The 20,741-nt window shown below is 57.2% G+C and carries 20 protein-coding genes; 3 read left to right on the forward strand and 17 right to left on the reverse strand.

From position 1 onward, the window contains the following. Positions 1-72: 72 nt before the first annotated feature. Positions 73-582 (forward strand): CbiX/SirB N-terminal domain-containing protein, encoded by a 510-nt coding sequence (locus JNL86_09730; protein MBL8043184.1) that lies wholly within the window; start codon positions 73-75, stop codon positions 580-582. Between the two features lie 215 nt (positions 583-797). Next, positions 798-1,373, forward strand: coding sequence for an orotate phosphoribosyltransferase (gene pyrE, locus JNL86_09735; GenBank protein ID MBL8043185.1), 576 nt, complete (start codon positions 798-800; stop codon positions 1,371-1,373). Between the two features lies 1 nt (position 1,374). Here the strand turns inward: pyrE and JNL86_09740 are convergent, their stop codons facing one another. After that, on the reverse strand, positions 1,375-1,686 hold the full coding sequence (locus tag JNL86_09740) for a hypothetical protein (protein ID MBL8043186.1): 312 nt from the start codon (positions 1,684-1,686) through the stop codon (positions 1,375-1,377). A 61-nt stretch (positions 1,687-1,747) separates the two neighbouring features. On the opposite strand from JNL86_09740, the gene JNL86_09745 reads away from it, so the two are divergent. Beyond that, a complete protein-coding gene (locus JNL86_09745; protein ID MBL8043187.1) occupies positions 1,748-2,173 on the forward strand; it encodes a rhodanese-like domain-containing protein in 426 nt (141 codons plus the stop codon). 11 nt (positions 2,174-2,184) lie between these two features. On the opposite strand, the gene JNL86_09750 is transcribed toward JNL86_09745, so the two are convergent. The 16 genes from JNL86_09750 to ndhC all read right to left on the reverse strand — a co-directional run bounded on the left by JNL86_09750 (position 2,185) and on the right by ndhC (position 20,695). Further along, entirely contained in the window at positions 2,185-3,111 is a 927-nt protein-coding gene (locus JNL86_09750) for a phosphodiester glycosidase family protein (protein MBL8043188.1), read from the reverse strand. A gap of 126 nt (positions 3,112-3,237) precedes the next feature. Further along, on the reverse strand, positions 3,238-4,878 hold the full coding sequence (locus JNL86_09755) for a response regulator (protein MBL8043189.1): 1,641 nt from the start codon (positions 4,876-4,878) through the stop codon (positions 3,238-3,240). Between the two features lie 22 nt (positions 4,879-4,900). Then, positions 4,901-5,368, reverse strand: a complete 468-nt coding sequence (locus JNL86_09760) for a response regulator (protein ID MBL8043190.1) — start codon at positions 5,366-5,368, stop codon at positions 4,901-4,903. Then, complete coding sequence (locus tag JNL86_09765; protein ID MBL8043191.1) at positions 5,365-6,849, reverse strand: CHASE3 domain-containing protein; 1,485 nt, start codon at positions 6,847-6,849, stop codon at positions 5,365-5,367. The genes JNL86_09760 and JNL86_09765 overlap by 4 nt, the downstream gene beginning before the upstream one ends. A gap of 156 nt (positions 6,850-7,005) precedes the next feature. Next, the gene (locus tag JNL86_09770) at positions 7,006-8,502 is read right to left on the reverse strand and encodes an NADH-quinone oxidoreductase subunit N (GenBank protein MBL8043192.1); all 1,497 of its coding nucleotides are present in this window, start codon (positions 8,500-8,502) and stop codon (positions 7,006-7,008) included. Further along, positions 8,499-10,154 carry an NADH-quinone oxidoreductase subunit M gene (locus JNL86_09775; protein MBL8043193.1) on the reverse strand — a complete coding sequence of 552 codons (1,656 nt, stop codon included), beginning with the start codon at positions 10,152-10,154 and terminating at the stop codon, positions 8,499-8,501. Before JNL86_09775 ends, JNL86_09770 begins: the two co-directional genes overlap by 4 nt. A 4-nt stretch (positions 10,155-10,158) precedes the next feature. Beyond that, positions 10,159-11,718 (reverse strand): NADH-quinone oxidoreductase subunit M, encoded by a 1,560-nt coding sequence (locus JNL86_09780; GenBank protein ID MBL8043194.1) that lies wholly within the window; start codon positions 11,716-11,718, stop codon positions 10,159-10,161. Between the two features lie 24 nt (positions 11,719-11,742). Then, the gene (gene nuoL, locus JNL86_09785) at positions 11,743-13,746 is read right to left on the reverse strand and encodes an NADH-quinone oxidoreductase subunit L (protein ID MBL8043195.1); all 2,004 of its coding nucleotides are present in this window, start codon (positions 13,744-13,746) and stop codon (positions 11,743-11,745) included. Position 13,747: 1 nt separating this feature from the next. Then, positions 13,748-14,050 carry an NADH-quinone oxidoreductase subunit NuoK gene (gene nuoK, locus JNL86_09790; GenBank protein MBL8043196.1) on the reverse strand — a complete coding sequence of 101 codons (303 nt, stop codon included), beginning with the start codon at positions 14,048-14,050 and terminating at the stop codon, positions 13,748-13,750. Continuing rightward, complete coding sequence (locus tag JNL86_09795; protein MBL8043197.1) at positions 14,047-14,571, reverse strand: NADH-quinone oxidoreductase subunit J; 525 nt, start codon at positions 14,569-14,571, stop codon at positions 14,047-14,049. The genes nuoK and JNL86_09795 overlap by 4 nt, the downstream gene beginning before the upstream one ends. An 11-nt stretch (positions 14,572-14,582) precedes the next feature. After that, positions 14,583-15,191 (reverse strand): NADH-quinone oxidoreductase subunit I, encoded by a 609-nt coding sequence (locus JNL86_09800; GenBank protein ID MBL8043198.1) that lies wholly within the window; start codon positions 15,189-15,191, stop codon positions 14,583-14,585. 23 nt (positions 15,192-15,214) lie between these two features. Then, positions 15,215-17,917 carry a molybdopterin-dependent oxidoreductase gene (locus JNL86_09805; GenBank protein MBL8043199.1) on the reverse strand — a complete coding sequence of 901 codons (2,703 nt, stop codon included), beginning with the start codon at positions 17,915-17,917 and terminating at the stop codon, positions 15,215-15,217. 83 nt (positions 17,918-18,000) lie between these two features. Next, the gene (gene nuoD / locus JNL86_09810) at positions 18,001-19,248 is read right to left on the reverse strand and encodes an NADH dehydrogenase (quinone) subunit D (protein ID MBL8043200.1); all 1,248 of its coding nucleotides are present in this window, start codon (positions 19,246-19,248) and stop codon (positions 18,001-18,003) included. A 29-nt stretch (positions 19,249-19,277) separates the two neighbouring features. Further along, positions 19,278-19,775, reverse strand: a complete 498-nt coding sequence (locus tag JNL86_09815) for an NADH-quinone oxidoreductase subunit C (protein MBL8043201.1) — start codon at positions 19,773-19,775, stop codon at positions 19,278-19,280. A gap of 18 nt (positions 19,776-19,793) precedes the next feature. Further along, complete coding sequence (locus JNL86_09820; GenBank protein MBL8043202.1) at positions 19,794-20,321, reverse strand: NADH-quinone oxidoreductase subunit B; 528 nt, start codon at positions 20,319-20,321, stop codon at positions 19,794-19,796. Further along, on the reverse strand, positions 20,312-20,695 hold the full coding sequence (gene ndhC / locus JNL86_09825; GenBank protein ID MBL8043203.1) for an NADH-quinone oxidoreductase subunit A: 384 nt from the start codon (positions 20,693-20,695) through the stop codon (positions 20,312-20,314). The genes JNL86_09820 and ndhC overlap by 10 nt, the downstream gene beginning before the upstream one ends. Between the last annotated feature and the right edge of the window lie 46 nt (positions 20,696-20,741).

The following is a 20,741-nucleotide window of genomic DNA, read 5'->3' on the forward strand; positions in this document are numbered from 1 at the left end:
AGTCGAATGCGACGGTGAAGAGAGTCAGTGTCAATCCATGCGAGCGAGACATTCTTGAGAAGGAGCGAGGACATGGCGACAGTGCGGAAGGGTGTGATTCTAGTCGGACACGGCGGCATTCCCAAGGGCTGCCCACAAGATTTGGTGACGAAATTGAAGCGGCTCGAAGCCCAGCGCCGCGCGGCCAATCAGCCGCCGTCGGCAGAGGAACTGGAGTTGGATGGCAAGGTTCGCCACTGGCCGAGAAATGCGGAGACCGATCCCTATCAAGCCGGTTTGGAAGCCGTGGCGGCGAAGTTGCGCGCCACGCTGGGGGATGTGCTGTTCGCCGTGGCCTATAACGAGTTTTGTGCCCCGACATTGGAAGAGTCGGTCGACCAACTCGCCAAACAGGGTGCGACCCATATTACCGTGGCGACCACGATGTTCACGCCTGGTGGTTCGCATTCTGAAATCGAGATCCCTGAAATTCTCACGCACCTTCGTCCGCAGTACCCGGGGGTGGAGCTCCGTTATGCCTGGCCGTTTGATCTCAGCCTGGTCGCAGGAACGCTGGCTGAACAGGTGAAACGATTCTCCTGACCGTTCCCCTGATGTGCATTCCGATGGTATACGGAGTGGCTAGACCGGTGCCGGAGTCGTGTCATCGGATAGTAGGCTGATTCAGATGAACCGTGTTGGGCAATGCGTGATGTCTTCTGATCGGCAACCAGTGTAGAATCAGCCGCCGGCACATGGGCCTGCGAGCTGCATCGACGGCATGGCCCCTGGGCGATCATGGGAGCACAGGACAAATCATGCTGCAAGACGAACTTGTCGCCGCGTTTCACAAGACTCAGTCGTTCAAATGGGATCCGAGCGGAGGCTTCAAACTCGCATCGGGATTGCTGAGCCCGTTTTACGTTGATTGTCGAACCTTGATGGCATTTCCCTATGCACGCCACTTGGTGGCCAAACGAGCGTGGGAGGTCATCAAGGATCAAGACATTGATTGTCTCGGAGGGCTGGAGATCGGCGCGATTTCCATCGCCACGTCGATCTCCGATTATGCCTATCTTGCGTCTCCTCGCCGGGAGTGGCGGACATTTTTCGTACGCAAGCAGGCGAAGGATCATGGCCTTGGTCGGTTGGTCGAGGGAGTCGTTCTGGCCGGGGATCGTGCGCTCGTCGTCGATGATGTGCTCACCAGCGGTGGGTCTGTCGTGAAGGCGATCGTCGCAGCTCGTGAGGCAGGGCTTGAAGTGAAGGAAGCCCTGGTGATTGTCGATCGGAAAGAGCAGGACGGTCGAGCCCGTGTCGAGCAGTTGGGAGTGCGGGTGGCGAGTCTCCTCACGATTGATGAGCTCATGCAGGGTCGGCCGTCCGCTTCCTAGGCTATTTGCACTCGAACTGTATTCCCCACCGTCGCTCCTCGACGACATCGCTGGATCCTGCGATGGGACTGGCTTGGCGAAGTCGCCCCTTGGTTTCCCCCTCGCGGACGATCGTGTGCCCGCCCGGACACTTGTGATCGATGATCCGCATTGCGTCCTTGCGGAATGTGGACAACAGCGTGCCTTGCTCGGCACGGTACGGGTACACGACGACGCCTCCATGGTCTGAGTCTTTAACGAGAATGGCGCCGTCTCCGCAAGCTGACAGGAGGGCGCACATCACCAGGCTCATCAGACTTGACCAACTTTTCATCGAGTACCTATCATACAAGGTGAATGCCAGACCCATCATGTCGTCAACCAAGGAGCCAGCCATGCGATATCTTACTTGTATCACGTGTGCAGTCGTTCTCGGCGGGTTTCTTCTCCAGGAACCAGTGCCTTCCCTCGCCTATCATTCCTACGTATTGAGCGTACAACAATTACGAGCCGGCCTCGCCAAGGCGCCCTCCACGAGCGCCAAGGGGTTTGTCTTGATCGATGTGCGCTCCCCGGAAGAGCATGCGTCCGGCATGATTCCCGGCACCGACCTGAACATCGATTTTCGAGAAATGAAGGCGCGTCACCGTGAACTGGGGGTGAAACTGGATGATCATATCGTCGTCTATTGCCAATCCGGCCATCGCAGCAACATCGCTGCGGAAACCTTAGCCGACCTGGGGTATACGCATGTCTACAATGTGGTGGGAAGCATGAATGCGTGGACCGAAGCGGGATTTCCCATCGCACCGGGACGGTGAGTCGGGTGGTGTCAGGGCTTTCGGGGTGCCTGCGACGATTCCGACAATGCTCCTGTCCTCGCAGAGGTCCGCGGGCTGATCCCGATGACCGTGGGAAGAGGAATGTGGACGCCTGTGTTGCCGGCCAGCAATGCACGCCAGCCAGCCTGGGCGGCGGTTTCCTGGGCGGCGTGCAGCAGATCCTGGCTGGCGATGACATCGGACGAGGCGCCACCGTCCATGGCCATGGCCTGCCGGAGTGAAGGGAGTTGCCGATGCAGACAGTCGGCCAGGTGATGTAGCGACACGATGTCCACGGTCTTGATCACGAGGATCGCCCCTTGCCCGTCTTCAGCCACCACCGTCTGAAACGCACGTTTCCCGCTGTCTCGCACCCGGAGTTTGCCCGTCCGGTCGAACAACATCAGTGATTGTGCAGCCTCGCGGTAGAGCGGCGGATCTTCGGTGAATGCTTCAAACGCGAGATCGAAGACGCGCGCTTTTCGAAGTGTTCCGTCGACAGGTTCCGCCGCAAACAGTCCTTGCCACGAATGATGTTTCTTACCCCCGAGCGACCGGCCTTCTTTCAGCAACACGCCCAGATAGGAATAGTCCTCGCGAAACAAGCCTGCATTGAACATGACGTAGGCGTCGGTCCGTTGCTGCCAATCATGGATCGAGATCGGAGCGCGAAGCCCTTCGTCGCGATACTGATGGATGGAAAATCGGAATCGTTCCGGGTCGACTTGGAGCATCAGCAAGGCGGGAACCTGCGGGCAGGTGTCGATGGGGTTCCAGAGCGCCACTTGCATGCCGGTAGTCAGTCGCTCCCAAGGCAATGATTCTGCCTCGGCCGGCCGAGCCGTGACGACTCCATACAATCCGATGATGAGCAGGCAGCCGCACAGTGCATGTTCCCAGCGATGGAGTGTCGGCGGTCCTGAGCGGCGATGGTCCATTAATACGCGTTGTCCTTGATCGTTTCGACAGGGCACGTCGGCACGACGCCCCTGCGGTCTGAGTATAAGAAGGATCGACACATGGGTCAAACTGGTGATGGGCAACGGTCGGTCGGCACTGATCTCTTACGAGGCTCTGGCGGTGCGAGATGTGTGGTTCGGTGGTGATGTTTGCACGTGCGCCGGCCCGGTCCCCGGCGCAGAGGAGTCGAGCAGTGCGCGCACGGTGCGTAGCAGCAGATCCGGCGTGAACGGTTTCTGGAGAAATGTGGTGCGGTGCGGATCCATGCCGCTGTTGACGGAAATGTCGTCGAGGTATCCGGACATGAACAGCACCCGGAGATTTGGCTTGATGACCGCCAGATGTTCGGCCAGCTCCCGGCCGTTCATGCCCGGCATCACCACATCGGTCAGCAGGAGATCGACGTGATAACTCTGTTGCGTGGCCGTGAGGCAGGCTTCGACTCCGTTCTTGGCCTCGATCACCTGGTAGCCGGTCTTGAGTAACTCGCGACGCACGAGGTCGCGCACCCCATTATCATCTTCGACCAACAGGATGGTTTCAGATCCGTGGCGTGGTTGGGCCTGTGGGGAATCGGTGGACGTGGCGGTGGTTTGCGGTGTGGCTCGCGGGAAGTACAGGTCAAAGGTCGTTCCGTGTCCGACCTGGCTCCAGACATCGATGCCGCCGCCGCAGGTGGTGACGATCCCGAAGACGGTCGACAGGCCGAGGCCCGTGCCTTTATGCGCTTCCTTGGTGGTAAAGAAGGGCTCGAATAGGTGGCCGAGCACGTCGGTATTCATGCCGCACCCGGTGTCCGTCACCGTCAATTTCACATAGTGTCCGAGCGGCAAGGGGTGTAGGTGGTGCATCGGGGTGCGCGCAAGCTCGACCTGTGAAGTTTCAATGGCCAGGAGGCCGCCGTTGGGCATGGCGTCTCTGGCATTCACGACCAGATTCATCAGGACTTGCTCCAATTGTCCTGGATCGGCTTTCACATGCCCGTTATGGGGATCGGGACGGATGACCAGTTGGATGTCCTCTCCGATGAGGCGCCGGAGCATGCCTTCGACGTTGCCGATGACCGAGTTCAGCGGCAGTACGTTCGGTTCCATCGGTTGCTTCCGGCTGAAGGCCATCAGTTGGCGAATCAGGTTCGCCGCCCGTTCGCCAGCCTTTTGCATTTCTTCGATCTTGGCGCGGATGGGACTACCGACGGACAGTTCGTCCAGCAGCACCTGGCTATGTCCCATGATGACGGTCAGCAGATTGTTGAAATCATGGGCAAGTCCCCCGGCCAGGCGGCCGACGGCTTCCATCTTCTGCGCCTGTCGCAATTGCTTTTCGCTCATCCGTAAGGCGTCTTCCGCGCGTTTCCGCTCCAATCGCTCATCGAGTTCGCGGAGCGTTCGGCGCACGGAGGGCACCAGTCTGCCGAGACGCTGTTTGGAAATGTAGTCGGTTGCGCCGCGCTGCATCATATCGACGGCGAACTCTTCCCCTTGCATGCCGGAGACGAACAGAAACGGCACGTCGGGATGCAGGGCCCGCGCGAGGTCAAGGGCCGCCGCTCCATCGAAGTCGGGCACTGTCGTATCAGCTAGGATGAGGCTGAATCCGCCCTGCCGGAGCGCCGCAAGAAAGTCTTCCCGCGTGTGGACCCGTTTTGTCTGGCAAGGAATGCCGGCATTCCGGAGCGTGGAGTCAATCAGCTCCGCGTCCGCTGGGTTGCCCTCGAGATGGATGAGTCGCAGGGGCTGAGTCATCTTTACGTTCGGGCTCAAATGGTTATGCCGACCGTTCAGCTGTACGGCCGGCGCCTTCAGGGGGTGGTTCGTTGATCATGCCCCAGAATACACCGAGTTCTTTCACGGCTTTGAGAAATTGGTGGAACTCAACCGGTTTGACCACGTAGGCATTGGCGCCGAGCGCATAACTTTCCGCCAGATCCCGCTCTTCTCGGGAGGAAGTGAGCATCACGACGGGGATGGGGCGCAAGTCCGCATCATTCTTGATGGTGCGTAAGACTTCGAGTCCATCGACTTTCGGCATCTTCAAGTCAAGCAGGACGACGGCCGGGTTGCCCTGGAGTCGGGTCTTGAAGTGGCCCCGGCAATAGAGATAATCGAGTACTTCCGCCCCGTCATGACAGAGGATGACCTTGTCGGCCAGCTGGTGTTCTTCCATGGCCGCGAGCGTCAGCTCCGCGTCGCGCGGGTTGTCTTCTGCCAGCACAATGGGTTTGGAGAGTGTCATGTGGAAGGCCTCGCTAGCGGGAGGCTGACGTAAAAGGCGGCACCGTTGCCGAGGGCCCCTTCCGCCCAGGTTTTCCCCCCATGTCGGTGAATAATTCGTCGGACATTGGCCAGGCCGATGCCCGTCCCTTCGAATTCATCCGCGCGATGGAGTCGTTGAAAGACTCCAAAGAGCTTGTTGGCATACTGCATATCGAATCCTACTCCATTGTCTCGCACGAATAACACTGCTTCGCCGGGACCGTCGCTCCGGGTTCCGATTTCGATGGTGGCGTTCGGCTGTGTGCTGGTGAATTTAATCGCGTTGGCGATCAAGTTGATGAACACCTGGCGCAACATAGCGGCGTCCCCCGTGACGTCAGGGAGTTGAGCGATTGTCCATGAGATGGCGCGATCTTGCAAGTCATGTCGAAGATCGTGCAGGACGGCCGCGATCAATTGGTTCAGATTGACGGTGCCGCGCAACATCTCCTGTCGACCCATGCGGGAAAAGACCAAGAGATCATCGATGAGTTGCCCCATCCGGGTGGCGGCCTCCGAGATGGTGTGTAGGTAACGTTTGGCCTTGTCGTCGAGGGAGACGGACGTGGCTTTGGCCAGCAGTGAGGCGTACCCATCGATGTGTCGCAGCGGTGCGCGTAGGTCATGGGAGACGGAATAGCTGAACGCTTCCAATTCTTTATTTGCGGCCTCAAGGAGTTCCCCCCGCCGATGCAGTTCTTCGGCGATCCGCCGTCTTGCGGTGATGTCATGCCGGATCAGGTAGTACACCGCCGCGAGGAGCACGAAGAGGAGGAGGGCACCGATGCTGAGCAGAATGATGCTGGAGCGGGTCGTCCTGGTGGATTCGATCACCCGTTGCGCAAGCGCCTTATTTTCTTCCTGCTCCATGAGTCCCTGAAGTTTCCTCGCCGCATCGAGCGACGCCTTCGCGACACCGGTTAAGGCCATGTCTCGAACGGACTCATATCCGGTCTTATTCCGTACCTCAATGGCATTGCGTTCTTGCTGCAACTGTTGAGTGATGAGCTGTTCGAGGTGCGTGACGTGTGCCCCCTGACTGCTGTCGGGGTCCGTGAGATCGCGCAGGTAACGGATGAACTCCGGTGCGCGGTCCCGAAGCGTATTGTAGGCCGCAAGGTAGCTTTCGTCTCCGGTGACAAGGAAGCGTCGGTGGCCATTTTCTGCGTCGTCCAACGCCTCTCCCATCGCACCGAGCAGTTGGATGAACTCGTGGCTGCGCTGGTCTTGGTGGCCGTTCCGGATGAGGACGGTCATGTTGCGATAGGAAATGACGGAAATGACGAGGATTCCCGCAAACACCAGCCCAAAGCCTGCCAAAACGCGCTGTTCGATGGAGCGCGCCTGGACGCTTCGAATCAACGAACCGACAAACGATAATTGGGACGGGACTCGTTCGCCCTTCGGAAGCGCGGTATTGATGCTGGCATCGAGCGTCCGTTGAGGATCTGGTTCGTTCATGTTCATCATGAAAGCCCAGGTGTGCCGATGGACACAAGCGGGTCGTGCGGGACGCTAATGAGTGCAGTCCGTGAACGTCAGCCTGTATTGTAGCAGAAGGCCTTGATAAGAGAAGGGATTTTATGAAAACCGGAGGCGGTGACCGGAGCGGCGCTCTTAACCCCCGACGGGGGGCGTCGGAGGAGAAAGCGACGCGGCCGGACCGAGGAGGTTCGAAAACATCAGGGTTGCGGAGACCGCCCAGTCGAGGAACGGTTGCGGATAGATGCCGATCACCAGCGTACCAGCCAGTCCGACATAGATGACGGCACGCAGCGGGCCTGTGGTCTTGATGGGAGAAGAATCGAGTGGTTCATTGATGTACATTTTTTTGACCACGATCAAGTAGTAGTACATCGAGACGACGATATTGACGAGCCCCACGGTAATAAGCGTGTAAAGGCCTTCTTTGATCGCGGCGACAAAGATATAGAGCTTGCCGATGAAGCCGGCGAGCGGCGGGACGCCAGCCAGTGAGAGCAGGAAAATCAGCATGGCGAACGCGAGAAACGGCGAACGCCGATTCAAGCCGCGGTAGTCATCGATCTCGTCGGTGCCCAACGAATTGCTGATCGCCATGATGACGGCGAAGGCACCAAGATTGGCAAAGAGATAGGTCAGCAGGTAGAACAAAATGGAATCGGTGCCCATTTTGGTGCCTGCAGCGAGACCGATGAGGACGTTGCCGACCTGCGCGATACCGGAATAGGCCAACAGCCGCTTGATGTTTCGTTGTGCAATGGCGACGATGTTGCCGTAGGTCATGGAGAGGATCGAGGCTGCTACGATGAGCAGCGCCCACGCCGGCTTGAAGGTCGCAAGCGCTACGAGGAAGAGGCGCAATAGAATGGCGAAGGCGGCGACTTTCGGTGCGATGGACAGGAACGCGGTCACGGGAGTCGGGGCACCGTGATAGGTGTCCGGAATCCAGGAATGGAAGGGAACGGCGCCGATCTTGAACCCCAGGGCGGCAAAAATGAGGAGGAATCCGATGACCAGGCCGGTGGTCGGGTTGGCCCCGGTCATTTCGGAAAAGACGAGCTTGCCGGTTTCCCCATAGACGAGGCTGATGCCATAGCCGAGCAGCCCCGCAGCAAAGACGCCGAGAATGAAGAATTTGAGGCCTGCCTCGTTAGAGGCCATGTCGTCGCGCAGGTAGGAAACGAGCACGTAAAACCCGAATGTGGCGAATTCCAACGTGACAAAGAGTGAGAGGAGATCGTTGGCGGAGGCCATGAACATCATGCCCAGCGCCGACATCGCAACGAGGAAATAGTATTCTCCTCTGAAAAAGGAAAAGCGGTGTACGTAATCGATCGAGAGGAGAATGACCAGAGTCGTGGCTAGGAGGATCATCACCTTGAAGAAGATGGCCATCCGGTCCACCACGAACATCTTGGCGAAGAGGGTCCCGGTGATGCCGGTCATGTCGAACCACGCAAGGCAGCCCAGAGTGATCAACAACCCGGCGATCGTGAGATACGCTAGCTGTTCTTGGACAATGCGCTTGAAGGAGAAATCTACGGCCAGCACGACACACAGCCAGACCGTCAGAAACAGCTCGGGAAGCAAGAGCAAGAGATCGCTGGGCGATAGCGTCAGAGAGAAATTCATCGCGGGGTCACCTTCGCGATCGCCTCATGGGAAGCCGATACTGGCGTGATGGGCGAACTGGCAAGTGGAATATGTGTCGGCTGCTCCGCGACCGGCACGACTTTCGTGATGCGTGCGATCAGCGGGTCGACGCCGGAACGGACGACCGAGTACAGGTGGCCGGGGAAAATGCCAAAGCTGACGCTGACCAGGATCATGAGGAGGAGTGGCATGCGATCCACCACGGCAACGGCGTCGTGGGAATGGCTATATTTTTCCGCCATCGAGCCATAGAAGAGGCCTCGCATCATCTTGAAGAGATACGCCATGGTCAGCACGATACCGAGCACGGCGACAACCACTTGGAACGGGTATTTATTCCAACTGCCGACGATGATCATGACCTCGGCAATGAAGTTCACGGTTCCCGGCATTCCGATTGAGGCCATGCAGCCGATGACGAAGGCGGCGGAGATGAACGGCATCCGGTTCGAGAGACCGCCGAGGGACGGAATGTCCCGGGTGTGAGTTTGGTCATACACCCAGCCGGCCATGGCGAACAGCATGCCGGTGGCCATCGCGTGGGCGAACATGTAGATGATGGCTCCGCTGAGGCTAATGTAGTCCAAGGCCGCCATACCCAGGAAGACGTATCCCATGTGGCTCGAACTGGAGTAGCCGATGACGTATTTGGTGTCTTTGGCGTAGTAGGCAACAAGCCCACCGTAAATGATGCTGAAAATGCAGAGCACGGCGGCGATCGGCATCAGCTCCCGAGTCGTTTCGGGGAGGATCTCAAATGCCACGCGAATGATGGAGAAGTGTCCCAACTTCATCAGCACGCCGGCGTGCAACATGCTGGTGGCTGCCGGAGCGGCGGCGTGACCGACAGGCGACCAGGAGTGCAAGGGCCAGATCGGAGCGATGGATGCAAAGCCAAAAAAGATCAGCAACCAGATGAGCGTGGCCAACGGGCCTGAGAAATGCGCCTTCTCCCGCAGCACGAGAATATCGAAGGTGTTCAGGCCGGAGAACTTATAGATGAGCAAGATGCCCATTAAGGCCGCAACAGCGAACGCTGAAAGGAACAGGACCAGCTTCATGGCCGCGTATTCCTTGCTGTTGGCGCCGAAGTTGAAAATGAAGCCGACGGAATCGCGCTGTTTCAAGCCTTCCGGATCGGTCATCTCGAGGTACTTCTTCGTGTGACTGCCCCACATGCCCAGGAGCAAATACATGGGGATCACGGACATTTCATAGAAGAAGTAGAGGAAGAACAGGTCCAGCGACATGAAGACGCCGATGGTGGCGGCGGCGAGGATCAAGATCCAGATGTAAAACTCCTTCATCCGATCTTTGATATGCCAAGACACAAAAATACCGGCAAAGAGCAGAATGCCTGAGGCGAGGACAAGCGGAGTCCCGATGCCATCGACACCCAGGTGGAGTGAGATGCCCAACTGCCGCGACCATTCAAGGCGTTGGATGAACTGGTAGCCGCCTTTGATCGGGTCGTAAGCGTAAAACAGGTAGATGGACGCCACCAGTGTGACGAAGGCGGAGCCGGCTGCCACACCGCGCACCAGCGAGACCTGGCGATTGGAGACAAAGATCAGCGCGAGTGCTCCGACAAACGGGGCGAACAAGATAATGAGGAGAGTGTATTCAGCCATGGTCTTACTTTGAGGGCACTTGGGTCACAGTGTTTACCGAGGCGACTTTGGCGCGATCCAGCCGGTCGACGAGGGCTTGAATCGAGCCATTCATCATCCTCAGGAATGGGGATGGGTAGAGGCCGATCCACAAAATCATGATCGAGAGCGAAAGCGCAATGGTGATTTCGCGCATGTGGAGATCCTTGATGGCGGTAGAGACGTGTTTGCCGACAGGACCCAGCATGGAACGTTCGTAGTACCAGAGAAAATACGCGGCACCAAAGATCACCCCGAGGACAGCCACCGCGCCAAACCACCATTTGGCTTTGAAGGCGCCCAGGAGGATCAGAAACTCACCCACAAAGCCATTCGTGCCTGGAAGTCCAATGGACGCCATGCCGATCAGCAGGAGAAACGTGGCTAAGAGCGGCGCTTGTTTGGCAAATCCCCCAAACGATCCAAGGTGTGAGCTTTGTTGCCTGGTTGAGAGGAAGCCGGCCATGAAAAAGAGCCCGGCCGTACTGAATCCGAGGTTGATCATGGTCAGCAGGCTCCCTTGAAGCCCTTGGAAGTTCAAGGCAAACAACCCCACCACCACGAAACCAAGGTGGCTGATGCTGCTGAAGGCAAGGAGCCGTTTGAAGTCGAGTTGGACCAATGCCACGACTGCGCCATAAAGAATCGCGGTGAGGGCCAGCACCATGACGATGGCAATCACCCCTTCGCTCTTTGAAGCCTCAGGGAGTAACGGGAAGGTAAAGCGAAGGAATCCATACGTGCCGAGCTTCATGCCAGCCAGCATGACTGCCATGCCGATTGGCCCTTCGACCAAGGCGTCAGGGAGCCAGGTGTGGAACGGGAACACCGGAGCCTTGAACGCAAATCCCATGAACATGAGCCAGAAGATCAAGATCTGCTGGGAGAGCGGAATCGGGACGGACAACAGCTCCAGGAGATCAAATGAGTAGACATGGTCGAAGTGGTGCGTAACGGCCCACTGATGGTAGTTGATGTCCAGCAAGGCAATGCCAACCAGCATGAATACGCTGCCCAAGAGCGTGTAGAGCACATACTTGAGGGCTGCGTAATGGCGATCGGCCCCGCCTCCCCACAGCTTGATCAAGAAGTAGCTGGGGATGAGCATGAGCTCCCAGAACACGAAAAACAGGATCAGGTCGATCGAGACGAAGATGCCGATGGTGGTGGTTTCCAGTGCCAACAGCGCCATGAAATACAGGCGCACCTGGTTGCGGACGGTGTCCCAGGAGTAGATCACGACCAAGACGGTGAGAAAGGCCGTCAACCCTACGAAGAGCACACTGATTCCATCGACGGCTAAGTGATAGCCGATGCCGAGCGCCGGCAGCCATCGCGCATGTTCTGCAAACTGCATGGCTGCGGAATCGGGGACGAAGCGCACCAGGACGAGGCATGCGAGCGCCAACTCCACGAGGGTAATGCCCAATGTCGTGGATTTGAGGAGATCTTCGTCGTCAATCAGCCAAAGCACTGCCGCCCCGACCAAGGGAAGGAAGATCAGGTATGACAGGATGGGAAAGCCGAAACTAAACTCTTCAAGCATCGTAGGTCCAAACAATCTGCCGCGTCAGCGTGCTGAATACCCGGTGGAACCGCCTCCGGTCCAGATCAACAAGATGAGGTGGACGAGAATAAAGAGTCCCGCCACGATGATGGCCGCATACTGGTGTACCATGCCGGTTTGAAGGCGGCGCCAGGAGCGCGCCAGGAGGTGGTTCGCATATCCAATGATATTGAGTCCGGCATAGACCACGTGTTTTTCTGTCCAGGTGATTGCCGCAGAGCTTAGATCGGTCCCACGATCGATGCTGCGGACAATCCCGTCGATAATGGTCCGATCAAACCAGTCGCAGAGTCTTCCCAACTGTTTGGTAGGTTCGACGAACAGGGTATCGTACAACTCGTCCACATAGTATTTGTTGAGCAGTGTGGTGTAGACGCCGGGCAAGCGGTCGGCCAGAGCGGTGGCTGCCGTTGACGGTCCACTATAAAAATAGTGGGCAAGCCCCCATCCGAGGAGCGCGATGACAGTGGCGGTCCCCATCAGGCCAAACATCAATGCGGGCGGAGTTGCATGTTCTTCTCCGGCGACTCCGGCAACCGAATGCAGAAAATGGTGGAACCAACCGTTCTCTGGCGGCACACCAGGAAAGCCGCCGACGACTGAGAGGGTAGCCAAAACGATCAAGGGCCCGATCATGACCATTGGAGATTCATGCACGTGTTCTGCAGTGTGATGATCCAGCCGAGACGTTCCGTAGAAGGTCAGATAGGTCAGTCGGAACATGTAGAAAGACGTCAAGAACGCGCCGACCGCGGCCATGCCATAGAGCAGATAATGGTGGTGGACGAAGGCATGGCCCATGATTTCGTCCTTACTCCAAAAGCCTGCTAGAGGCGGGATTCCCGCGATGGCGATAGTACCGATGAGAAACAACGCGTGCGTCCATGGAATCTTGGACTTCAACGCCCCCATTTTTCGGATATCCTGCTCACCGGAGAGCGCGTGAATGACAGACCCTGCCGAGAGAAAGAGTAACGCCTTGAAGAATGCGTGGGTCATTAAATGGAATACGGCAGCGGTGTAGGCGCCGAGACCGCAGCCAAGAAACATGTACCCCAGCTGGCTGACGGTGGAATAGGCTAACACCCGCTTGATATCGGTTTGGACGAGGCCGATTGTTGCGGCAAAGAGCGCCGTCACCCCCCCGATCCAGGCGACGGTGGTCATGGCGATGGGCGCCAGATCGAAAATGGCATGGTTACGCACGATCATGTAGACGCCGGCGGTGACCATGGTAGCGGCATGGATGAGCGCGCTGACCGGCGTGGGGCCTTCCATCGCATCCGGCAACCAGGTGTAGAGGGGAAGCTGGGCTGACTTGCCGACGGCACCCACGAGAAGGCACAGCGCAATGGCGGTGGCCATTTCTGGTGAGAGTTGCGCGGCATTCTGCATGACTTGCGTGTAATCGAGCGTCCGGAAGTTCACGAAGATGAGGAAAATCGCGAGGAGGAATCCGGCGTCTCCGATCCGGTTGACTACGAAGGCTTTTGTGGCGGCTTTGGCAGCCGAGACTTTGTCGTAGTAGTAGCCGATCAATAGGTACGAGCAGAGTCCCACTCCTTCCCAGCCGATGAACAACACCACGTAGTTGTTGCCCATGACGAGGAGGAGCATCGAGACCATGAACAAGTTCATGTATACGAAGAAACGTGTGAAACCGGTCTCCCCATGCATGTAGCCAACGGAGTAGACGTGGATGAGGAAGCCCACACCGGTGATCACTAACAGCATGATGCAGGTAAGCGGATCGATCAAATAGGCGAGGTTGATCGTGAGATCTCCGCCAAAGATCCATTTGTACGCGATGACCTCCCGTGCCGCTCCCGTGCGGAGGGTTTCCGTAAACACGGCGAGCACACAGAGGAAGGACATCAGGACCGAACCCCACGCGAAGCGGTGGGCGAGATCGTGAGAATAGCGGTGTCCGAAGAGGCCGTTCACAAGGACAGCCATCAGGGGAAACAGGGGAATCAGTTTGACGATCAGATCAATAGAGTCGGACACGTTACCACTTCAAAAGATTCATTTCGTCGACGTTGGTGGAAATTTTGCCGCGGAACACCACAATGATGATCGCGAGCCCGATTGCCGCTTCTCCCGCCGCAATCGCGATGATAAACAAGGCGACGATCTGACCTTGCATGGATTCGAGATAGTGGGAAAACGCCACCAGATTGATGGTGGCGGCGTTCAACATGATTTCGACGGACATCAGGACGATAATAAAATTGCGCCGGATGAGGACACCGAGCAGGCCCGTCGTAAACAGAATCGCGCTGACGACAACATAGGCGGATAAGGGAATCATGCGTCCCGCCTCGTCTCAACTGACTTCGGGGTTTTGGCCAAGACGATGGCACCGACGATGGCGCCGGTAAGAAAGACGCCGATGATTTCAAATTGGAGCAAGTAGTCGCTGAACATCTTGATGCCGACGGCATGCGCATCGCCATTGAGAAGGACGGCGGCCGTCGAGGCGTCCCCCCGGGATCCGCTGAATGGAGAGCGGACCAACAGAAATACGAGATACGCCAAACCTATCGCAGCGGGAGCCAGCAGGTACGGCGTTTTGGCATGGAAGTAGCGATCGTCGGTCTTGAGATTTAATAGCATGAGCACGAACAGATACAGCACGAGGATCGCGCCGGCGTAGACGATGACTTGCACTGCCCAGAGAAATTCGGCGTTCAGCATGACAAAGAGACCTGAGACGTGAAGAAGCAGGGCCAGGAGTGCGAGCCCGCACTGCACCGGGTTCTTCAGCGACACGGTCAGGATACCGGCGACAATACTGACCACTGCGAAATACGCGAAAAACAAGAAAGCCATAACAGTACGGTTCAGCTCAAATGTTTGGGTTGTGACTGTGTAGGTTTGAGGACCGATTGCGGAAAGTAATAGCGATACTCCCGACTCTCGTCCGAATTCTTTTCTTGGTTGTGCGTATACAGATATTTTTTTGCGTCGTCGAGATGGCGTGCGCCGACCTCGTAGAGGCGTTTTTTGTCGAACAGGAGAGTCCGCTTGTCGTGCGTGGAGAATTCATACATTTTGGTCATCGCCAGTGCGTTGACCGGACAGGCTTCGACGCAATATCCGCAAAACACGCATTTGGTGATGTCGATATAGAACTCGCTGGCGAAACGCTGTAAGGGCCGTTCGGGGTCTTCCTGGCTGATGACCTTGATGCAACGGGACGGACAGGCAGCCTCGCAGAGATCGCAGCCCACACAACGATCGCGACCATCCGCGTAGCGAAGCAGGCCGAGGGCACCTCGGTGACCATCCGGAATCGTCCGCTGCTCGCGAGGGTACTGGAAGGTGATGGGGCGATGAAACATGTGTTTGAAGGTCACCTTCATCGCGTCCCATATTTCATAAAACAACGCCGCATGAAGAATTTTTTTGGTCAACGCCCCGACACTCATTCCCAACACCTTTCGCGACATCAAAAAGACGGACGAGCTTACTCTTACGCACCAACCTTTTCAATCGTTACACGCGTCGATTTGAAATACGGCACTCCGGTGACTGGATCGGCTTCCGTGGTCATCAAATCTTTCACCGGGGGTTCGTTGAAATGTTCCGGAAAGAAGCAGCAGCCGACTTGGATGTCCGAGTCAGCCTTCACTCCCGCTTGGACAGCACCTTGGCGTGATGTGAGTCGGACGGTGGACTGCTCTGTGAGGCCGAGTTTTTCGACGTCGGCCGGATTCATGCGTATCCGCCCGGTGTTCGGTTCGATATTGATGAGCCCTGATGCCTGGGTGGACATCTTGCCGGAGTGATAGAGGACCTGTCCCATCATCAGGGTATAGGGCCGTGCCTCATCATCCGTGGATGCCTGTGCCGCAGGGCGGCGATAACGCTCCTGGACCTCGGCTGCGTAACCGTTCGAAAGATAGGCATCCGGAGACGGCGAGACCCGCCGAGGCTGGCCGAGGTTGTAGTACCCCGGCAACAGTTTCATAATTTCGTTTTGCACGTCCTGGGGCGACTGGTAGGGCCACTCGTAGCCGAGCCCATTGGCCAGGGCGATCAGGATATGCCAATCCGGGAGGCTTTCGCCGACATGATCAAGCGCCTGGCGGACGCGTAAGACCTTCCCTTCAAGGCTGGTGAAGGTGCCGTCCTTTTCCGCATAGGTGGCGGCCGGTAGCACGACGTGCGCCATGTTGGCGGTTTCAGTCAGGAACGGATCCTGAACGATCAAGAGTTGAAGTTTGTCGAGGGCAGCTTTCACCTGCATCGAGGCAGGTAAGGTGGCCAAGGGGTTTTCCCCAATGACGTAGAGCGCCTTAATCTGGCCGGTCTGGATACGTGCCAGAATCTCAAGGAGATTCGCGCCCGTGCCGGTCGCGGGCAGGGTGACTTCCCAGGCTTTGCCGAAGCGTTCACGCGCGCCGGGATCATCGAATCGTGCTTGCCCAGGCAAAAATTCCGGAGCCACGCCCATGTCGATGGCGCCCTGTTCGTTGACCTCTTCGGTCACGGTCGTGACGCCGGAGCCCGGTTGCCCGAGTTTTCCCGTCACCCAGGCGAGATCAATGAGCTTGAGGACATTCTGGTATCCATTCGGACGACGAACGATGCCCTCTGCGCACAATGCAACGGCGCGCGGTGCTTCGGCAAAAATGGTTGCTACCTCGCGGATCTGATCGACTGGGACGCCGGTTTGCGAGGCAACGTGATCCAGCGAAATCTGTGCGACCGCCGCTTTCAGAGCCGCAAACGCCTGAGGATGTTGCGTGGTAGCCGCTTCATCTACGAGATCCTGTTCGATGACGGCTTTGACCAGGCCGTCGATCAACAGGGCCTCCGTTCCCGGCTTCACCAGGAGCGGGTGTGACGCGAGTTGGCCAATGTTGGTCGTGGCAGAGTCGACGACGATCACTTGGGCATGATAGACGCGGACAGCTTCCTTGATACGGACGGCGGTTAAGGGGTTGGTTTCGGTGATGTTCGACCCGATGACAAGGACGGCCTTGGCTTTGGTCAGGTCTTCCCAATCATTCAGCGGGCGGCCAATGCCGACGGCATGGCGAACAGCGTGAACATAATTCAGATGGCCATACCGCGCGCTACTGTCGAGCTGGTTGGTCCTCAGGCCGGCTCGCATGAGCTTTTGGAACAGATACAGCTCTTCGTTCGTACAGCGGGCGGTAATGAGTCCGGCAATCGACTCCGGACCATGCTTGCGGTGGATGTCGGAGAGTCGGTCAATGACCGTCTGCATGGCATCCAGCCAGGGTGTTTCCGTCAAGGTGTCGCCGATGCGAACCAGAGGCTGCCGCAGGCGTTGCTCACTGTCGATGTATTGGAACCCGAATCGCCCCCTGACGCAGAGCCCACCATGACCCTTGGCGGTTTCAGTGCGATCGCCCCACTTATTCTTCCAGGAGAGCGGCGAGGTGACGCGGACCACTTCGGTGTCCTTGGTTTCGAGATGCATCTGGCACCCGTCACCACAATAGTTACATGTGGTCGTGGTTTTCTTCATTTGCCACGGCTTGTACAAATACTTGGAGTATTTGTTCGTGATGGCGCCCACCGGACAGACAGCCAGGCAGTCCCCGCAGAACTCACAGGCCAGCGGCTGGTCACCCTTGGCAACGACCTGGTTGAAGCCGCCCTTCTTCATGAATTGCAGCGCGTCGATCATCAGGACGTCTTTGCAGACATTGATGCATTCGGCGCAGGCGATGCAGCGATTCATGTTGAAATCAAGCACCAAGCTCCGCGTGTCCTCGGGAATAAACTTTTGTTTGGCGCTGGCGAGGTTGGTGACACCATGTTGGAACGCCATGTCCTGGAGTTCGCAATGTCCGTCGGCATCACAGACCGGGCAGTCCAGGGGATGGACGGACAGGTGTTTTTCAACCGCTTTCTTGCGCGCCGCGAACAGATCCTCGCCTTCGGTGCGGATCACCATGCCCGCTGTGGCTTTAGCCGTGCACGAGCGGACCGGGGCTTTCTTGCCTTCCTGCATCACGAGGCACATGCCGCAGGAGCCGAAGGGATCGAAGGTATAGTGGTAGCACATGGCAGGGATGATCTTGCCCGTGCTGGCGATGACATCGTAGAGCGAGACGCCGTCCTTGGCCGATACCGTTCGTCCATCAATCGACAGTTCGATGGTAGAGGCTTCGACGTCGGGATTAGTCGCTGGTTTCAAGCCCATGGTTCCTCAAATACGATTTATCGATTTGGCGATCCGACGAACGACAGGGGCGTCGTTCCTCTGAACCACTCGATGCGTCAACGGTCACACTCGCCCATGACGATGTCGTATGTGCCGAAAATCGTCACGGCATCAGCGATCATATAGCCTTTCGACATATGATCGAACGCGCCCATATGGATGAACGAGGGCGCACGAATTTTCAACCGGTAGGGTTTCCCTCCGCCCGTGCTGACGATATAAAACCCCAACTCGCCTTTATGCGCTTCGGTTCCGCAGTAGATTTCTCCCGGAGGGGCATTGAATCCCTGCGAAAACAATTTAAACTGCTGGATCATGGATTCCAGGTTCGTGAACACCCGCTCTTTCGGAGGCAGGGTGACGCTGGGGACGTCTGCCATGACCGGCCCGTCCTGGATCTGCTCAAGGCACTGGCGGATGATCTTGACGCTTTCGTACATCTCTTGCACGCGAATCCAGTATCGATCATAGGTGTCGCCGTTCTTTCCGACGGGGACGCTGAATTCACACTTGGGATAGGCCGAATAGGGTTCATATTTACGGAGGTCATAGTCGACCCCGGAGCCGCGCAGCGTGGGTCCACTCAGCCCAAAGCTCAGGGCGTCCTCAGCCGAGATCACGGCCACGCCCTTAGTTCGCGCGAGCCAGATGCGGTTCTTTTCCAGGAAGATGACGTATTCATCGATCTTCGGCGGAAAGTAATCCAGGAATTGTTTCAGTTTGGCGAACAAAGATGGCGTAAAGTCCCGCTCGACACCGCCGATGCGATACCAACTGGTGGTGAGCCGGGCACCGCACAGCTCATCAAACCAGTCGAGCAGAATTTCACGGTCTCGGAAACAGTAGAAAAAGACGGTCATCGCACCGATGTCGAGGGCTTGGGTGCCCAACCAGAACTGGTGGCCAATGATGCGCTGAATTTCCGCCACGATGGTGCGCAGATACTCGGCACGGTCCGGCACCGTGATGTTCATTAATTTTTCGACCGCTCGACAGTAGGCAAAGTTGTTATACATCGCACACACATAGTCGAGTCGATCCGTGTGCGGGATGAATTGATGATAGGTTCCTTCTTCAGCCAGTTTTTCCACTCCGCGGTGGAGAAAGCCCATGACCGGGGTGGACTTGACCAGGCGCTCACCTTCCAACTCCAGGATGACTTTCAACACGCCATGGGTGCTTGGGTGTTGCGGTCCCATGTTGAGGAGGAGTTCTTCGGTCCTGAGCGTTGGAAGCGTTTCGCTTTCCGGATGCTCGGGATCGACTTTATAAACCGTAGTTCGTTGGTCTTCGAACTGTGCCATGATCGTGCCGTAGTCCTGCCAGGCCGCCTTTATCGGGTCGGTTCATCCAAAAATTCGAATGTGTCACGCCAGCCCTTTCCGCGGAGCGGAAAGTCTTTGCGCAGGGGATAGCCCTCGTCGTATTCGTCCGGCATCAGAATGCGGCGAAGATCGGGATGGTTCCGGAATCGGATCCCCATCATGTCGTAGACCTCGCGCTCCATGAAATCGGCGCCTTTCCAGATGTCGGTCAGAGAGTCCACGATACAGTCTGATTCCGGCACCCGAGCCTTCAGGCGAATCCGCTGTCGCGTGCGAACAGAGTAGACTTCGTAGACGACCTCGAATCGTTCCTCGTCGTCGGGCCAATCCACCGAGCTGACGTGGACGATATAATCGAATCGCAGGGCGGGATCGTCTCGAAGGAACTGCGCCACGTCGTGTAGACTCGCACGGTTGACGGTCACCGCTACGTCTCCCCGCCATTCCGCTACCTTCGTGCAGGCGCCCGGGAACGTTTCCTCGATTCGTTTCGCTGGGTGACTCATGACCTAGATTTCCGTCCGTCAGACCTTCAGGGCGTCCCTGACTTCCTTCGGCTGTGAAAGGAACACGCGCTTTTGCATGATGCGCTCCTGCAGTTTCAGAATGCCGTCGAAGAGGGCTTCCGGAGTAGGAGGACATCCCGGTACATAAATATCGACCGGTACGAAGCGATCAACTCCCTGCACCACGCTGTAACTATCGTAAATATTTCCTGAAGTGGCACAGGACCCCATCGCAATGACGTACTTGGGCTCGGGCATCTGATCGTAGATCTTGCGAATCACCGGGGCCATCCGTCGGCATACCGTTCCCGCGACGATCATGAGGTCGGATTGGCGGGGGGAGGCTCGGAAGACTCCTGCCCCATAACGGTCCATGTCGTACCGGGATGAGACGGCCGCGATCATTTCAATGGCGCAGCAGGCGAGTCCGAAGGTCATGGGCCACAAGGACCCTTTCCTGGCCCAATTCACGGCCTTTTCAACCGTGAGGGTGATCACATCGGGGGAACCGTCTTTGTCGTGTCCCCCCAGTTGAATTAATCCCATTCCAACGCTCCTTTTCGCCAGGCGTAGACATAGGCGACGAGGAAAAGACCGATAAAGATCAGCATTTCGAGCAGGCCGATGAGGCCGATCTTGTTAAAGACAATCGCCCAGGGATACAGAAAGATGACTTCGACGTCGAAAATCACGAACAGCATGGCAAAGATGTAATAGCGCACCGGAAACGGCATTCTGGCGTCCGAGAACGGTTCGGAGCCGCACTCATAGGTCGACAGTTTTTCCGGTTCCGGGTACTTGGGCTGAACAAAATAGCTGATGAGTAACGTGCCGGCACCAAACGCCAGGGCGATGAACACGAACACCAATATTGGAAAATATCGGCTTAGGTACTCTAAGAGGAGCTCGGAACCGGCCATCGACTCGAACCTCAACGGGTTTGAGGACTTATAGGGCTATTTAAGA

It is taken from the genome of Nitrospira sp. (assembly GCA_016788885.1).
Lineage (GTDB): Bacteria > Nitrospirota > Nitrospiria > Nitrospirales > Nitrospiraceae > Nitrospira_A.

Coding starts and splice junctions, on each gene's coding strand:
- JNL86_09815 (MBL8043201.1), bottom strand. CDS start 19,775: ATGAGTCACCCAGCGAAACGAATCGAGGAAACGTTCCCGGGCGCCTGC.
- JNL86_09795 (MBL8043197.1), bottom strand. CDS start 14,571: ATGGCTTTCTTGTTTTTCGCGTATTTCGCAGTGGTCAGTATTGTCGCC.
- JNL86_09750 (MBL8043188.1), bottom strand. CDS start 3,111: ATGGACCATCGCCGCTCAGGACCGCCGACACTCCATCGCTGGGAACAT.
- JNL86_09820 (MBL8043202.1), bottom strand. CDS start 20,321: ATGGGATTAATTCAACTGGGGGGACACGACAAAGACGGTTCCCCCGAT.
- JNL86_09800 (MBL8043198.1), bottom strand. CDS start 15,191: ATGTCGCGAAAGGTGTTGGGAATGAGTGTCGGGGCGTTGACCAAAAAA.
- ndhC (MBL8043203.1), bottom strand. CDS start 20,695: ATGGCCGGTTCCGAGCTCCTCTTAGAGTACCTAAGCCGATATTTTCCA.
- nuoD (MBL8043200.1), bottom strand. CDS start 19,248: ATGGCACAGTTCGAAGACCAACGAACTACGGTTTATAAAGTCGATCCC.
- JNL86_09760 (MBL8043190.1), bottom strand. CDS start 5,368: ATGACACTCTCCAAACCCATTGTGCTGGCAGAAGACAACCCGCGCGAC.
- JNL86_09775 (MBL8043193.1), bottom strand. CDS start 10,154: ATGGCTGAATACACTCTCCTCATTATCTTGTTCGCCCCGTTTGTCGGA.
- JNL86_09745 (MBL8043187.1), top strand. CDS start 1,748: ATGCGATATCTTACTTGTATCACGTGTGCAGTCGTTCTCGGCGGGTTT.
- JNL86_09755 (MBL8043189.1), bottom strand. CDS start 4,878: ATGACTCAGCCCCTGCGACTCATCCATCTCGAGGGCAACCCAGCGGAC.
- JNL86_09765 (MBL8043191.1), bottom strand. CDS start 6,849: ATGAACGAACCAGATCCTCAACGGACGCTCGATGCCAGCATCAATACC.
- JNL86_09780 (MBL8043194.1), bottom strand. CDS start 11,718: ATGCTTGAAGAGTTTAGTTTCGGCTTTCCCATCCTGTCATACCTGATC.
- pyrE (MBL8043185.1), top strand. CDS start 798: ATGCTGCAAGACGAACTTGTCGCCGCGTTTCACAAGACTCAGTCGTTC.
- JNL86_09740 (MBL8043186.1), bottom strand. CDS start 1,686: ATGAAAAGTTGGTCAAGTCTGATGAGCCTGGTGATGTGCGCCCTCCTG.
- JNL86_09770 (MBL8043192.1), bottom strand. CDS start 8,502: ATGAATTTCTCTCTGACGCTATCGCCCAGCGATCTCTTGCTCTTGCTT.
- JNL86_09730 (MBL8043184.1), top strand. CDS start 73: ATGGCGACAGTGCGGAAGGGTGTGATTCTAGTCGGACACGGCGGCATT.
- nuoK (MBL8043196.1), bottom strand. CDS start 14,050: ATGATTCCCTTATCCGCCTATGTTGTCGTCAGCGCGATTCTGTTTACG.